This window comes from Stenotrophomonas oahuensis (genome assembly GCF_031834595.1).
GTDB classification, from domain to species: Bacteria; Pseudomonadota; Gammaproteobacteria; order Xanthomonadales; family Xanthomonadaceae; genus Stenotrophomonas; species Stenotrophomonas oahuensis.
Window position 1 is genome coordinate 2,028,964 of the sequence record NZ_CP115541.1, and the last position, 13,342, is coordinate 2,042,305.

At 65.3% G+C, this 13,342-nt stretch carries 14 protein-coding genes; 11 read left to right on the forward strand and 3 right to left on the reverse strand.

Going from position 1 to position 13,342, the window contains the following annotated elements; translation table 11 throughout:
• Nucleotides 1-169 precede the first annotated feature (169 nt).
• The 4 genes from rocF (at nucleotide 170) to PDM29_RS08830 (ending at nucleotide 1,856) form a co-directional block, all read left to right on the forward strand.
• Nucleotides 170-1,093 (forward strand): arginase, encoded by a 924-nt coding sequence (rocF, locus tag PDM29_RS08815; protein WP_282294990.1) that lies wholly within the window; start codon nucleotides 170-172, stop codon nucleotides 1,091-1,093.
• A 208-nt stretch (nucleotides 1,094-1,301) separates the two neighbouring features.
• Entirely contained in the window at nucleotides 1,302-1,439 is a 138-nt protein-coding gene (locus PDM29_RS08820; RefSeq protein WP_228884571.1) for an entericidin A/B family lipoprotein, read from the forward strand.
• Complete coding sequence (locus PDM29_RS08825) at nucleotides 1,439-1,564, forward strand: hypothetical protein (RefSeq protein WP_311193466.1); 126 nt, start codon at nucleotides 1,439-1,441, stop codon at nucleotides 1,562-1,564. Before PDM29_RS08820 ends, PDM29_RS08825 begins: the two co-directional genes overlap by 1 nt.
• A 70-nt stretch (nucleotides 1,565-1,634) precedes the next feature.
• The gene (locus PDM29_RS08830; RefSeq protein WP_260341728.1) at nucleotides 1,635-1,856 is read left to right on the forward strand and encodes a CsbD family protein; all 222 of its coding nucleotides are present in this window, start codon (nucleotides 1,635-1,637) and stop codon (nucleotides 1,854-1,856) included.
• 78 nt (nucleotides 1,857-1,934) lie between these two features.
• Here PDM29_RS08830 and PDM29_RS08835 read toward each other — a convergent pair whose 3' ends face one another.
• On the reverse strand, nucleotides 1,935-2,747 hold the full coding sequence (locus PDM29_RS08835) for a hypothetical protein (RefSeq protein ID WP_311193467.1): 813 nt from the start codon (nucleotides 2,745-2,747) through the stop codon (nucleotides 1,935-1,937).
• Nucleotides 2,748-2,857: 110 nt separating this feature from the next.
• Between PDM29_RS08835 and PDM29_RS08840 the strand changes: the two genes are divergently transcribed.
• The 4 genes from PDM29_RS08840 to PDM29_RS08855 all read left to right on the forward strand — a co-directional run bounded on the left by PDM29_RS08840 (nucleotide 2,858) and on the right by PDM29_RS08855 (nucleotide 7,360).
• Nucleotides 2,858-4,150: a tryptophan--tRNA ligase gene (locus PDM29_RS08840; RefSeq protein WP_311193468.1), complete on the forward strand. Its 1,293-nt coding sequence runs from the start codon at nucleotides 2,858-2,860 to the stop codon at nucleotides 4,148-4,150.
• A 127-nt stretch (nucleotides 4,151-4,277) separates the two neighbouring features.
• Nucleotides 4,278-4,616, forward strand: a complete 339-nt coding sequence (locus tag PDM29_RS08845; RefSeq protein WP_311193469.1) for a hypothetical protein — start codon at nucleotides 4,278-4,280, stop codon at nucleotides 4,614-4,616.
• Between the two features lie 59 nt (nucleotides 4,617-4,675).
• On the forward strand, nucleotides 4,676-5,608 hold the full coding sequence (locus tag PDM29_RS08850) for an MBL fold metallo-hydrolase (RefSeq protein ID WP_311193470.1): 933 nt from the start codon (nucleotides 4,676-4,678) through the stop codon (nucleotides 5,606-5,608).
• 99 nt (nucleotides 5,609-5,707) lie between these two features.
• Nucleotides 5,708-7,360: a M28 family metallopeptidase gene (locus tag PDM29_RS08855; RefSeq protein ID WP_311193751.1), complete on the forward strand. Its 1,653-nt coding sequence runs from the start codon at nucleotides 5,708-5,710 to the stop codon at nucleotides 7,358-7,360.
• Between the two features lie 142 nt (nucleotides 7,361-7,502).
• Here the strand turns inward: PDM29_RS08855 and PDM29_RS08860 are convergent, their stop codons facing one another.
• Nucleotides 7,503-8,837 (reverse strand): MFS transporter, encoded by a 1,335-nt coding sequence (locus PDM29_RS08860; RefSeq protein WP_311193471.1) that lies wholly within the window; start codon nucleotides 8,835-8,837, stop codon nucleotides 7,503-7,505.
• 173 nt (nucleotides 8,838-9,010) lie between these two features.
• Here PDM29_RS08860 and yedA point away from each other — a divergent pair, with 173 nt between their 5' ends.
• The 3 genes from yedA (at nucleotide 9,011) to PDM29_RS08875 (ending at nucleotide 11,498) form a co-directional block, all read left to right on the forward strand.
• Entirely contained in the window at nucleotides 9,011-9,913 is a 903-nt protein-coding gene (gene yedA / locus PDM29_RS08865; protein ID WP_311193472.1) for a drug/metabolite exporter YedA, read from the forward strand.
• Complete coding sequence (gene rarD, locus PDM29_RS08870) at nucleotides 9,910-10,824, forward strand: EamA family transporter RarD (RefSeq protein WP_311193473.1); 915 nt, start codon at nucleotides 9,910-9,912, stop codon at nucleotides 10,822-10,824. Before yedA ends, rarD begins: the two co-directional genes overlap by 4 nt.
• A 209-nt stretch (nucleotides 10,825-11,033) precedes the next feature.
• Nucleotides 11,034-11,498 (forward strand): hypothetical protein, encoded by a 465-nt coding sequence (locus tag PDM29_RS08875; RefSeq protein ID WP_311193474.1) that lies wholly within the window; start codon nucleotides 11,034-11,036, stop codon nucleotides 11,496-11,498.
• On the opposite strand, the gene PDM29_RS08880 is transcribed toward PDM29_RS08875, so the two are convergent.
• Entirely contained in the window at nucleotides 11,488-13,008 is a 1,521-nt protein-coding gene (locus tag PDM29_RS08880; RefSeq protein WP_311193475.1) for an MASE1 domain-containing protein, read from the reverse strand. The genes PDM29_RS08875 and PDM29_RS08880 overlap by 11 nt on opposite strands.
• Nucleotides 13,009-13,342 lie beyond the last annotated feature (334 nt).

A 13,342-nucleotide genomic window follows, 5' to 3' on the forward strand; every position in this document is an offset into this window, starting at 1 on the left:
TGTCAAACCGTTGACACGCAAGGCTTTCACGCTGCGTCACGGTTCGGCGCAGCGCGTTGGATGTGGTTATTTCATCACCATCCGCAGGCGTCCGGTGCTGCATCGCCGCGAGTGTGAAAAGCATCACATCACTAGACTGAGGGACTAATTTCACGTGTTCGGAGTCAGCATGAGCAAGCGTCTTCCCCCGGTGTCCCTGATTGGCGTGCCCACCGACGTGGGGGCCGGTCATCGTGGCGCGGGGTTGGGGCCGGAGGCGCTGCGCATTGCCGGGTTGGCCCAGGCGCTGGAGGCGCGCGGGGTCAACGTGCGCGACTGCGGCAACCTGGACGGTCCGCGCAATCCATGGACCGCCCCCGAGCAGGGCTACCGTCACCTGGACGAGGTGGTGGCCTGGAACCGTGCGCTGATGGACGCCACCTACGCCGAGCTGCAGGACGGCCGCGTGCCGATCATGCTGGGCGGCGACCACTGCCTGGGCATTGGTTCGATCACCGCAGTGGCGCGCTGGTGCCGTGAGCAGGGCCGCAATCTGCGGGTCCTGTGGCTGGATGCACACTCGGACTTCAACACCAGCGAGGTCACCCCGTCCGGCAACGTGCACGGCATGCCGGTGGCCTGCCTGTGCGGGCTGGGCCCCGAAGCATTGACCCATCTGGGTGGCAGCGCGCCGGCGATCTCGCCGCAGCAGGTGCACCAGATCGGCATCCGCTCGGTGGATCCGGATGAGAAGCGGCTGATCAAGCAGCACAAGGTCGATGTCTACGACATGCGTTACATCGACGAGGTGGGCATGAAGCGCACGGTGGAAGCGGCACTGGCCGGCATGGATGCCAACACGCATCTGCACGTGAGCTTCGATGTCGATTTCCTCGACCCCAGCATCGCCCCGGGTGTGGGCACCACGGTGATGGGCGGGGTGAACTACCGCGAAGCCCAGCTGGTGATGGAGATGATCGCCGACACCGGGCAGATGGGCTCGCTGGATATCGTCGAACTCAACCCGCTGCTGGACACCCGCAACATCACCGCGGAAGTGGCCGTGGACCTGGTCGAAAGCCTCTTCGGCAAGTCCACCCTGATGCGCGACTGAGCGCATTCTGGGCGCTTCCCTGCGGCCGGCTGAACAACGCCGGTCGCCTGTTCACATCGATTGCACGCGCCAACAGCGAGATTGCACCCACGCGGCGGCGCTGCCGGAAACGGCGGCGAGGTCACCGCGATCAGGAAGGCGGGCCCGTGCCCGTCTTACAGGTGGGACCCGATTTGCGGTGCCGTTTTTGAACCTTGAGGAGAAGCCCATGAAGCGTGTTATTGCACTGATGCTGTTGTCGATGTTCTCGGTTGCCGTGCTGTCCGGCTGCAACACCGTTGCCGGTGCCGGCAAGGACGTGCAGAAGGCCGGCGAAAAGGTCGAAGACGCCGCCAAGGGCAATTGATGACTGTGCTGGCCCTGGCCGGCACGCATCGGGAAAAAGCCGGGGAAACCCGGCTTTTTTCATGTGCGCTGCACACCGCTGTCTGCATGTTCAACGACGTGAGCATCGTTTTCATTCACGCTTGACCGTCGGCCAACACGCGATTGCGCACTCTGCACCTGCGGCGACATTGCCGTTCCAACAGGATGCCAACCCATGAACAAAGACATCATTTCCGGCAAGTGGACGCAGCTGAAGGGCAAGGCGCAGGCCAAGTGGGGCGATCTCACCGACGACGACTTCAAGGTTGCTGAGGGCAATGCAGAATATCTGGCCGGCCGCCTGCAGGAACGTTATGGCTGGGCAAAAGACCGCGCTGAAACCGAAGTCCGTGACTTCGAGAAAGCCATGCGCAAGGAATACCCGGATTACCACTGATCGGGTGCCGGTCTGATCCGGCAACGTGAAGTGAAGAAGAGACGGGCCGCACTGCGGCCCGTTCTTCTGTCTGTCCGATCAACGCCAGCGGTACGGCGGCGGGTCGGGCACGAACTGGCCCGGAAACGCCTGCGGCTCGCCCGCCACCGGACGCGGCCGGGTCATGATGCCGCGCGCGATCAGGTTGCGCTCGCTGTCATAGCGGACCGACACCTGCTGCACCGGGTTGCGGCTGGCGCGGCGGAAATCCGTGCTTCCCGAATACGACGATTCGCGCGCGCCATGTCCGGTGCCCAGCGCGGGCGCCGGGGCCGACGCGACCGCCGAGCCCGTTACCTCGACTGACGACAAGGCGCGGTCGGCTGACTCCGCCGCCGGTGCCTGCGCGCGCTGCCGCGCCATCGGCGCTGCCGGTGCCACCGGCGGGCGGAACTGCGGCGCTTCATTGAACACCGCCATGCCGATCACGCCGATGTTGTCGGGCCGGCCGGTGCGGCTGGCGTAGCTGCGGCCCGGGTCGGTGAACACGAACTGCGCCACTTCCTGTCGGGATTTACGCCAGCCGGTGATGTCCGCGCTCTGCCACGGTTCCAGCACGTAGCCGGTCTGGTCCAGAGAGGCCACCTCGCCGTTGATCACGTTCAGTCCGTCCACCGACAGCACCACCAGCACGCGCCCGGGGCTGCGGTTGGTCAGGCGCAGGCTGTACGGGTGGCCGTTCTGGCCGGCAACCCAGCGCTGGCCACGCTGGCTGTAATACGGCAGCTCGCTGCCCTGGTCGCGGTCGACGATGCTCAGCTGCACCGGTTCAGTACGGCCCGGGTCCGGCGGGTAAGGCTTGAAGCCGGTCAGGGCCAAGGTGGCGAGCAGGGGCAGGATCAGGCGTTTCATGGCAGCGCATCCGCTGGGAAGGTAGTGGGTTGAACGTGCCACCCGGGCCAACGGGGTTGCGCCGGGGCAGGTAAACTGGGGGCGTTTACCTGTCCGACATGATTCCCCCCATGACCACCCGCGTTCTTACCGGCATCACCCCCTCCGGCACGCCCCACCTGGGCAACTATGTCGGTGCCATCCGCCCGGCCATTGCCGCCAGCCAGGCTTCGGAGATCGAAAGCTTCTTCTTCCTGGCCGACCTGCACAGCCTGATCAAGGCGCAGGAGCCCGAGCGCACCCAGCGTTCCACCCTGGAGATTGCCGCCAGCTGGCTGGCCTGTGGCCTGGACCCGGACAAGGTGTGGTTCTACCGCCAGAGCGACATCCCGGAAACCACCGAGCTGATGTGGTTCCTGACCGTGATTGCCAGCAAGGGCATCCTCAACCGCGCCCATGCCTACAAGGCGGCGGTGGACAAGAACCGCGAAGAGCAGCTGGACGAAGATGCCGGCATCAGCGCCGGGCTGTTCATGTACCCGGTGCTGATGGCCGCTGACATCCTGATCTTCAAGGCCAACCGCGTGCCGGTGGGCCGCGACCAGATCCAGCACATCGAAATGGCGCGCGACTTCGCCCAGCGCTTCAACCACGTGTACGGCCAGGAGTACTTCCCGCTGCCTGATGTGGTGATCGATGAGCAGGTCGCCACCCTGGCCGGCCTGGACGGCCGCAAGATGAGCAAGAGCTACCACAACACCATTCCGCTGTTCGCGCCGCGCGCGGAGCTGAAGAAGCTGGTGTTCTCGATCCTCACCGACTCGCGCGCGCCGGGCGAACCCAAGAGCACCGAAGGCTCGGCGCTGTTCCAGATGTACCAGGCCTTCGCCAGCCCGGAGCAGACCGCCGCGTTCGCCCAGGCCTTCGCCGACGGCATCAGCTGGGGCGATGCCAAGCAGCAGCTGTTCGAGCGCATCGACCAGGAACTGACCCCGCTGCGCGAGCGCTACGACGCGCTGATGGCCGAGCCGGAGAAGATCGAAGCGCTGCTGCGTCGCCGTGGCCAGCAGCTGCGCGAGCAGTACGCCATTCCGTTGCTGAAGGAACTGCGCCACGCCGTGGGTCTGCGCGACCTCTCCACCGCGCGCGAAGCGATCGCTGACGATGCCCAGGAACTGCGCGCCGCCCCGCCGCTGTTCAAGCAGTACCGTGAGAAGGACGGCCGCTTTTACTTCAAGCTGCAGGCCAGCGACGGCACCCTGCTGATCCAGAGCGAAGGCTTCGATTCCCCGCGCGATGCCGGCCAGCTGATCGCCGTGCTCAAGCAGGCCGAGCAGGGCGACCAGCTGCAGAGCGAGCTGTTCAAGCTCGAAGCCGAGGTCGATCAGATCCTCGCCGCCCTGGCCGTTCTGCGCGACGCATGATGTACGTGGGGTGCCGACCAACGGTCGGTACCTACCGTTGCATGGAATCCGGTAGCCACCGACCGTTGGTCGGTGGTGGGGCCGCCAACCATGGCATCATCCGGTCATCCCCAACAGGATGACCGCAATGCCCTGGCTGTCTCTGTTGCTGTTCCTGCCCTGGTTCACCCTGCTGGGTGCCCTGTTCTGGTGGTTCCCGCGCGAACCCCGCACCTCCGCGCGGCGCGCCTTCGACACCCTCACCCTGCTGCTGGCCTTCGCCCTCAGCGCCATCGCCATGCTCTGGGGCCACCACATCGGCGTGGTCCAGGGCGACGCCGGTCCGATCTGGCGGCAGGTGCTGGCCGTGCTGTATGCCTACGGAGCCTTCCTCGCCGTCCTGGTGCTGGCGATACTGCTGCGTGGCAGCTGGCTGGCGCGACGTGCGACCAAAGCCGAATCGAAGGCACCCCACGGTTTGGCGTAGATTGTGCGGTATCGACCCACGGGCGATGCTCCACCCGTTTCATTGCCAGGGAGGCACAGATGCCTATCGACCCCAGCATTCATACCATCGACACCGCGTTCCAGCGCGATGACTTCGGTGCTGCCTATCTGATCACCGAGGCCGGCCGCGCCGCCTTCATCGACTGCGGCACCGGGCTGTCGGTGCCGGCCATGCTCGCCGCGCTCACCCGGGTCGGCTTCACCCCCGAGCAGGTCGACTGGCTGATCGTCACCCACGTCCACCTGGACCACGCCGGTGGCGCGGGCCTGCTGATGCAGCAGCTGCCCAACGCGCAGCTGGTGGTGCATCCGCGTGGCGCGCCGCACATGATCGACCCGGCACGATTGATTGCCGGAGCGACCGAGGTCTACGGGGCCGAGGAGATCGCCCGCAGCTATGGTCCGATCCTGCCGGTGCCGGCCGAACGCGTGGTGATTGCCGAAGACGGCTACCACGTGGACCTGGCCGGTCGTCCCTTGCTGTGCATCGACACCCCCGGGCATGCCCGCCACCATCTGTGCGTGTGGGACGAGCGCAGCCGCAGTGCCTTCACTGGCGATACGTTCGGGCTGTCCTATCGCGAACTCGACAGTGACCAGGGCGCGTTCGTGGTGCCGACGTCGTCACCCGTGCAGTTCGACCCGGAGCCGCTCAAGCATTCCATCGGTCGTCTGTTGGCACTGCAGCCGCAGTCGGTTTACCTCACCCATTTCGGCCGCGTCGGGGACATTCCCAAGCTGGGTGCGGATCTTGTTGAGCAGATCGATGCGATGGTGGAGATCGGTCGGCAGTGCGATGGGCGTGCGGATCGGCATCGGTGCCTGGTGGCGGCGTTGACCGAGTTGTATGTGGAGCGCGCGATGGCGCACGGGTGCCGGTTGGATGAGGCGGCCGTGGTGCGGGTGCTGGCGATGGATATCGAGCTCAACGCGCAGGGGTTGGCGTGTTGGTTGGATCGGGATCGGCGGTGATTGCGCGGGCGCGCGGCGCGCGGTTGCGTGGCGACGTCATGTAGTTGTCACGTTACACTCTGGCATTCCGTTTCTGCCTGGTGTACTGCCGTGAATCCGATGCGCATCCTGCTGCTGTCGTCCTGCCTGTTTGCAGGAGGCCTGGCCTACGCGGCCAATGATCTTCCCGGCGGTGGCATCGATCCGCAGGCGCTGTCCCAGCATGTGCGCGTCCTGGCGTCGGACGAATTCGAAGGCCGTGCCCCGGCCAGCCCCGGCGAAGAGCGCACCGTGCAGTACCTGATCGAGCAGTTCAAAGCGTCGGGCCTGCAGCCGGGCGGCGTGGACGGCAGCTGGGTACAGCCGGTGCCGATGGTGCGCGCCCAGGTCGATGGGCCGGTCACCGCGAAGCTGCGCCAGAAGGGTAAGACCCAGGCCCTCAGCAACGGCGTCGACGTCACCCTGCAGAGCCTGCGCCCGCAGGCTGAGGTGAACATCAAGGACGCCCCGCTGGTGTTCGTCGGCTACGGCATCGACGCGCCGGAACGGCAGTGGAACGACTACAAGGACGTCGACCTGCACGGCAAGATCGCCGTGGTGCTGATCAACGATGCCGACTTCGAAGCGGAAGTGCCCGGCGCGTTCGACGGTAAGGCGGTCACCTACTACGGCCGTTGGACCTACAAGTTTGAAGAGGCCGCCCGCCGTGGCGCGCAGGGCGTGCTGATCGTGCACGAAACCGCACCGGCCGCGTATGGCTGGGCCACGGTGAAGAGCTCGGGCACCTCGCCGCTGTTCGACATCGAACGTCCGCAGGAGCAGGCGCTGGCCCAGCACGTGCCGCTGCGCGGCTGGATGCAGCGTGCGCTGGCCGAACAGCTGTTCCGCGACGCCGGGCTGGATTTCGAGGCCGAGAAGCGCAAGGCGATGAGCGCCAGCTTCCAGCCGGTGGCGCTGGGCGATGCCACGCTGTCGGCACAGTTCAAGCTCAAGCGTGAGCAGGTGATCACCCGCAACGTGGTGGCCAAGCTGCCCGGTGGCGAACACGGCGATGAAGCCGTGATCTTCTCCGCGCACTGGGATGCCTTCGGTATCGGCCAGCCCGACGCCAAGGGCGACCGCATCCGCCGCGGTGCCATCGACAATGCTACCGGCGTGGCCACCGTGCTGGAGCTGGGCCGCGTGTTCGCCGCTGGCCCGCAGCCGCAGCGCACCCTGTACTTCGTCGCGCTCACCGCCGAGGAAAAGGGCCTGCTCGGCGCGAACTACTACGCCGCGCATCCGCTGGCCCCGCTGGACAAGACCGCGGCGGTGCTGAACATCGAGATGTTCAGCCCGGACGGCGCGACCCGTGACATCGCGTCGTGGGGCAAGGGCCGCGTGTCGCTCGAGGGCGACCTGGAGCGTGTCGCCAAGGCGCGCGGACGCAGCTACTCGCCGGATCCGAACCTGGAAGCCGGCTTCTTCTACCGCGCCGACCACTTCGCCTTCGCTCGCCTGGGCGTGCCGGCGATCACCATCGGCCCGGGCCTGGACAAGCTGGACGGCGGCGTCGAAGCCGGCCGCGCGCTGCGCGACAAGTACTTCGCCGACTGCTACCACCAGGCCTGCGACGCCTGGACCCCGAGCTGGGACCCGGCCGGCCACGCCGCCGATACCCTGCTGGTGTACGACCTTGGCATGGAACTGGCCAACAGCCGCCGTTGGCCGCACTGGGAAGAAGGTTCGGAGTTCCGTGCCATCCGCGAAAAGAGCGAAGCGGCCCGCCGCTGACGCGGCCCGCACGACCAACGGTCGTGCGCTACCGGTCCACGCCTTCCGGTAGGTCACGACCGTTGGTCGTGACCGGGCCGCCGGGAAACCCAAACAAAAACGCCGGGGCATGCCCCGGCGTTTTCGTTATCACATCGACGCGTTATTTCCGCGTCCCATCCAACCAGTTCGGGCCCTTGTTCTTCAGGAAGAACACGTACACGAACAGCGACACCGCAATGATCGCGGTGACGTAGATGGCGAATTCACCCACATGGCCGGTCTTCAGCGCGCCCTGGTACAGCAGCGGCGCGGTACCACCGAACAGCGAGTTGGCCAGCGCGTAGCCCAGGCCCACGCCCAGTGCACGCACGTGGGTCGGGAACAGCTCCGCCTTCACCACGGCGTTGATCGAGGTGTAGCCGGTCAGGATCACAAAGCCCAGCGCCAGGGTCAGGAACGCCCACACCGGGTCATGCTGGTTCGGCAGTTCGGTGACCAGGTACCAGCTGTACAGCACGCCGCCCACGCCGAAGAACACCAGCAGGCTCTTGCGCCCGATCATGTCCGACAGCCAGCCGCCAACCGGCTGCAGCAGCATCAGGAAGGTGAGCACGCCGAGGTTGATCAGCGTGCCGGTCATCACGTCGTTGCCGGCAAACGCGCTCTGGATCATCTTCGGGCCGTTCACCGAGTAGGTGTAGAAGGCCACGGTGCCGCCGGCGGTGATCAGGAAGCACAGCAGCAGCGGACGCCACTGGTTCACGAACAGCTCGCGCATCGAGCCGGAGGCCTTGGCCTTGCCCTCACGCGCGGCTTCGATGTCGTCATGACCCAGGGATTCGTCCATGGTCCGGCGCAGCCAGAACACCACGATCGCGGCCAGGCCGCCGATGCCGAACGCAACGCGCCAGCCCCAGGCCGAGATTTCCGGCTTGGCCCAGAAGATCAGCATGGTCAGCAGGGTCAGCTGCGCCAGCACGTGGCCGCCCACCAGGGTGACGTAGTGGAACGAGGACAGGAAGCCACGACGGCCCGGAATGGCCGCTTCGGACATGTAGGTGGCCGAGGCCCCGTACTCGCCGCCGGTAGCGAAGCCCTGCAGCAGACGTGCGAACAGCAGGATCAATGCCGCCCAGCCGCCAATGCTGGCTGCGGTGGGGGTCAGTGCGATCAGGAACGAACAGGCGGCCATCATCGTCACCGACACGGTCAGCGCCAGGCGGCGGCCGTAACGGTCGGCAAAACGGCCGAAGTACCACGCGCCGATCGGGCGCATCAGGAAGGTGGCGGCGAAGATCGCCCACACATATACGGTGGAGTTCTTGTCGTCAGCCGAGAAGAACTGGGATTCGAAGTAGACCGCGAACACCGAGTACACATACACGTCGTACCACTCGACCAGGTTGCCGGCCGAGCCTTTCAGGGTGTTGGAGATCGAGCGTTTGAGCGCCGCCTTGTCATCAAGGGGCGTCGAAAGGGAGGGGGAGTGGCTCATGCGGAAAATCGTTCCTCGCGGTGAAGCGGTGGATCTGGAAAGCGTCGGGCCCAGGATAGGCACCTGCTTTTACCTTACCCCACGTGCATGACCGGTGGACATTGCACCATGTGACTAGTCCAGCTGCGACAGCGGCCCTAGAATCGCCGTTCCCCCCGCCTGCTGGTCGTGCAATGGCCGTCCCCACCCCCGTTCCCGCCCCCGCGCCGCGTACCGGCATGGTGGTTTTGGCGTTGCTGCTGGTCTATGTGGTGTGGGGCTCCACCTACCTGGGCATCCGGCTGGCCCTGGAAGGGGGCGCGCTGCCGCTCACCACCGTGTCCGGAGCCCGTTTCATCGTGGCCGGCAGCCTGATGTACGCGGTATTGCGCTGGCGCGGCATGGCCGCCCCGACCGGCCGCCAGTGGCGCAATCTGGTGTTCATGGGCCTGACCATGCTGGTGCTGGGCAACGGCATGGTGGTGCTGGCCGAGCGCACCGTCTCCTCGGGCCTGGCGGCCACCGCAGTGGCCTCGGTGCCGCTGTGGATGGCGCTGTTCGGCGCAATCCGGGGCGAACACGCCACCAAGGGCGAATGGCTGGGCATCGCCATCGGCTTCCTCGGCGTGGTCTGGCTGAATGCGGGCAGCAGCCTCACCGCGTCCCCGCAGGGGCTGATCCTGCTGCTGATCGCCCCCATCGGCTGGGCCTTCGGCTCTGTCAGCGCCCGCCGCCTCGACCTTCCGGCCCCGTTCATGACCGCCGCCGGGCAGATGCTCTGTGGCGGCGTCATGCTGGTTGCGCTCGGGCTGGCCACCGGCGAACGCCCCACCAGCTGGCCCAGCATGAATGGGCTGCTGGCGGTGGTGTATCTGTGCATGTTCGGCTCCATCGTCGCCTTCACTGCCTACGTGTGGCTGCTGCACAACGTGCGCCCGGCGCTGGCCGGCAGCTACGCCTACGTGAACCCGGTCATCGCCGTGCTGCTGGGGGCCTGGATCGGCCACGAGCGTTTCGGCGCGCACGACCTGCTGGCGATGGGCGTGATCCTGGCTGGCGTGGTGGTGCTGACCCTCGCCCGGACCCGCGCCAAGTGAGCACGGTGGACGCGCAGGCGCTGCAGGAGCAGCGCCGGGGCCTGGCGATCACCGCCTTCACCTTCACCCTGTGGGGCCTGGTGCCGGTGTACTGGCACCTGCTCAAGGCGGTGCCATCGCAGCAGATCATTGCCCACCGCATCATCTGGAGCACCGTGCTGGTGGTGGCCTGGCTGCTGCTGAGCAGCGGCCGGCGCTGGTGGAAGACCATTGCCGCGCAGCCGCGCGCGCTGCCCACGCTGGCGCTGAGCAGCCTGGCCATCGCCTTCAACTGGGGCCTGTACATCTGGGCCATCAACGCCGGCCACGTCATCGAAACCAGCCTGGGCTACTTCATCAACCCGCTGGTGAGCGTGCTGCTGGGCGTGCTGGTGCTGAAGGAACGGTTACGCGGCCTGCAATGGCTGGCGGTGGCCTGTGCCGCGGTCGGCGTGGCCTGGCTGACCGTGGATGCCGGCCGCCCGCCGTGGATCGCACTCGGCCTGGCCTGCTCGTTCGGGCTGTACGGCCTGCTGCGCAAACTGATCTCGGTGGACCCGGTCGCCGGCCTCGGCATCGAGAGCCTGTACCTGTTCCTGCCCGCGATCGGCTTTGCGATCTGGAGCGAAGGGGCCCACGGCGGGGCCTTCTTCAGCGGCTGGGGCTGGAAGAACGACCTGCTGCTGATCCTCGGCGGCGCGGTCACCGCGCTGCCGCTGATCGGCTTCGCCTACGGCGTGAAGCGTATCCCGCTGTCGCTGGTCGGCATCCTTCAGTACATCGCCCCCACCATCGGCCTGCTGCTGGGCGTGTTCTTCTTCCGCGAGCCCTTCGACACCGGCAAGGCCCTGGGCTTCGCCGCGATCTGGGTCGGCCTGCTGCTGTTCATCGGCGACAGCCTGTGGCGGACGCGGAAGGCGGCGACGCGCTGAGTCACCCCGTCCCACGAACGCTACCCGCACCCCGCGTAGAGCCACGCCACGCGTGGCTGAAACCATCACCGCCCCGTAACCCCACAGTACGCGCCAACCCGCTGGCCGCCCATTCCCCACATCTCAGAAATTCATCATCGCCTCGCACTTGCCATCCAAATAGCATCGCGCGAACCCGCTGACGGGTCTTTGAAATTAGGAGGTCAACTGTGTGGAAGTTCTCCGCGCGGCGAACGTGTCTGCTCGCCCTGATGGTGGTTTCTCCCACCCCCGCTTGGGCAATGTGCTGTCCAGGGGATGCAACCATCATCAAGGCGGCAGAAAGTGGACTTGGGCAGAGCCAACCCTCCGCGAGCGACCTGAGCCTTGATCCGCGATGGCGCGTGCACGCCTTTGAACGCGACGGCATCAGCTACTACCAGGTCGGTGACGTGATGGGGGTGCTGCAATTCATCGTCGCAAGATCGGGGCAAACGTTCTGGTTGTTGCCGGCCGGTTACACCGATGCCCAAATCATCCTGCCCTCGGATGATCGCTCCACAAACCCTGCAGCTAATGCAGAAGAGGTGTATCGGCATCCCGAATTCGCACTAGTGGTTAGTGGAATCGGAACCGCAAGCTCTTGGTGGGTCGAACTTCGACCCACGTCTTCACCGAAACCTTCTACTCCTTGAAAAACATTCGGATACGGTTGCGGTGGCACTCAACGGTGCCGCCGTAGGCCTGAGTGCGACCGCTAAGTCGCCCGACAGCCATGGTTGCGGTACTCCGGGACAAGCGGTGCCGTGTATCCAACGTGCCCACTGTGACCAAAATTCCCTTGCTGGATTGATAACTGCCGCACTTTCCGCGGATCTTCAGTTGCCCGGGCTCGTGCTCAAGAAGCAAGGACACCGCCTCTATCATCGCCCGATACGTCGTCAGTTGAAGATCCAAGCTAAGGCGACAGGGATCGCCCAAAAGATAGGGCTGGACCAGACGATCCGTCTCCTCCCATGCGTCGCCGATTCCACCGACCTGGAGCGCCAGATAAAGCCCTACATGCTCCATCGTGGTCGGATAGACCATGTTGGCCTGTTCCCGGAACTTACGTGAGTGCACTGTGGCCACGTTCAAGACGCTGGTGGCTACGTCATGCTGTCCTCGGACCCTAAGCCAATCAATCGTCTCGCTGAGCGCTGCGTCAAGACCGTCGCCTATTCGCCTCAAGTCGGCCACGCGATTTCTCAGCTCACGCTCACCTGTGCAATGGGAGGCCCGAGTGTTTGCTATGGCTTGTCGCTGTGCCTTCGCCTGGAACAAGTACTGGCGATAGTAGTGAGTGATTCTGGATCCGAGAACAAGAAGGGTCGTCCCTGCCAGTGCAGTGAGCAACTGCACCTTGAAGGATTCCAGATCAAACGATTCCGGAAGGCCGGTGACCGGCGTGTTGATACGAACAAGGATGCTCATCAGTGGCAGTCCAACGGCAGCTCCCCACCACCCATGGATGCACGTCAGCACGACTACTGGTATCGCCATGAGCAGCTGAAGGATGACCTTGGCAGAATCAGACGTCTCTGGGAGTACCACCGAAACAGCTCCGCATGCCAGTAGCGACAAACCCGCATAGGTTGTGGTTGCGCCCCGCCACGCCGCCCAGTCGATTCCTCGCCGCTTCATCCATAGGAGCGCCAGGGGGGCGGTGGTGAGTATGGCCATGTAGTGACCCAACACCACGCGCGATGCCACCGTCATGAAGCCGCCAGCAGGTGGTGCGTCTGAAAGCATGTGGACGAGCGCGAGGTTGCCCACGCCAATCGACACGGAGATGGCTGCTGCTACTGTGATGAGCCATGTGTCCCTATGACTGGAGATCGCCCTACGATGTAGATGCACAACCAAGGCAGCGAACGGAAACTGGTAGGACGACGAGATAAGGACCCAATCCAGCCCGTGCTTGGCGATCATTGGAACGCGCAGGCAGCCGAGGTACACGTACTCACCCAGCAACAAGTACGGCCACATCTCCCGGCGACACACCAGAAGCGCCGCAACTCGGATGCCCGCAGGCAGGAAGAACTGATCCAGCGACACATGCCAGGCCGACCAGCATGCCGCAGCGTAGAGTGCCGCAACCAGTAAGCCTTCCGGGAGCTCAAGTAGACGCGATTGAAGTCCCTTGACCCACTTGCTGTCCGACATCCCAACGCTCCTTAGATGGACAGTTGTCGCAATCCGTCCGCGACGCCTGCCTGTTGCGAGGGCGCGAAAATAGCGAGTGCGTTGTGGTGCCGCAATGGGGATTTCGCAATATCAGACAAAGTTCAAGCGGGCGGTGCGAGTGGATGATGCGGAGTGACGCGTAGAGCCGGGCTTGCCCGGCTGGCGTGGATCCCGGGTGGTTCGCAGCGGGGCGAGCCCCGCTTTACGGGGTTGGCGCAATGGGCACGTTTTGCGGTAGCACCGGTCATGCACGGGCCGGCCAACGGCCGGCGCTACCGGGGTGCTGCGTGATTCGCTTTGGTGCGGCGACGTT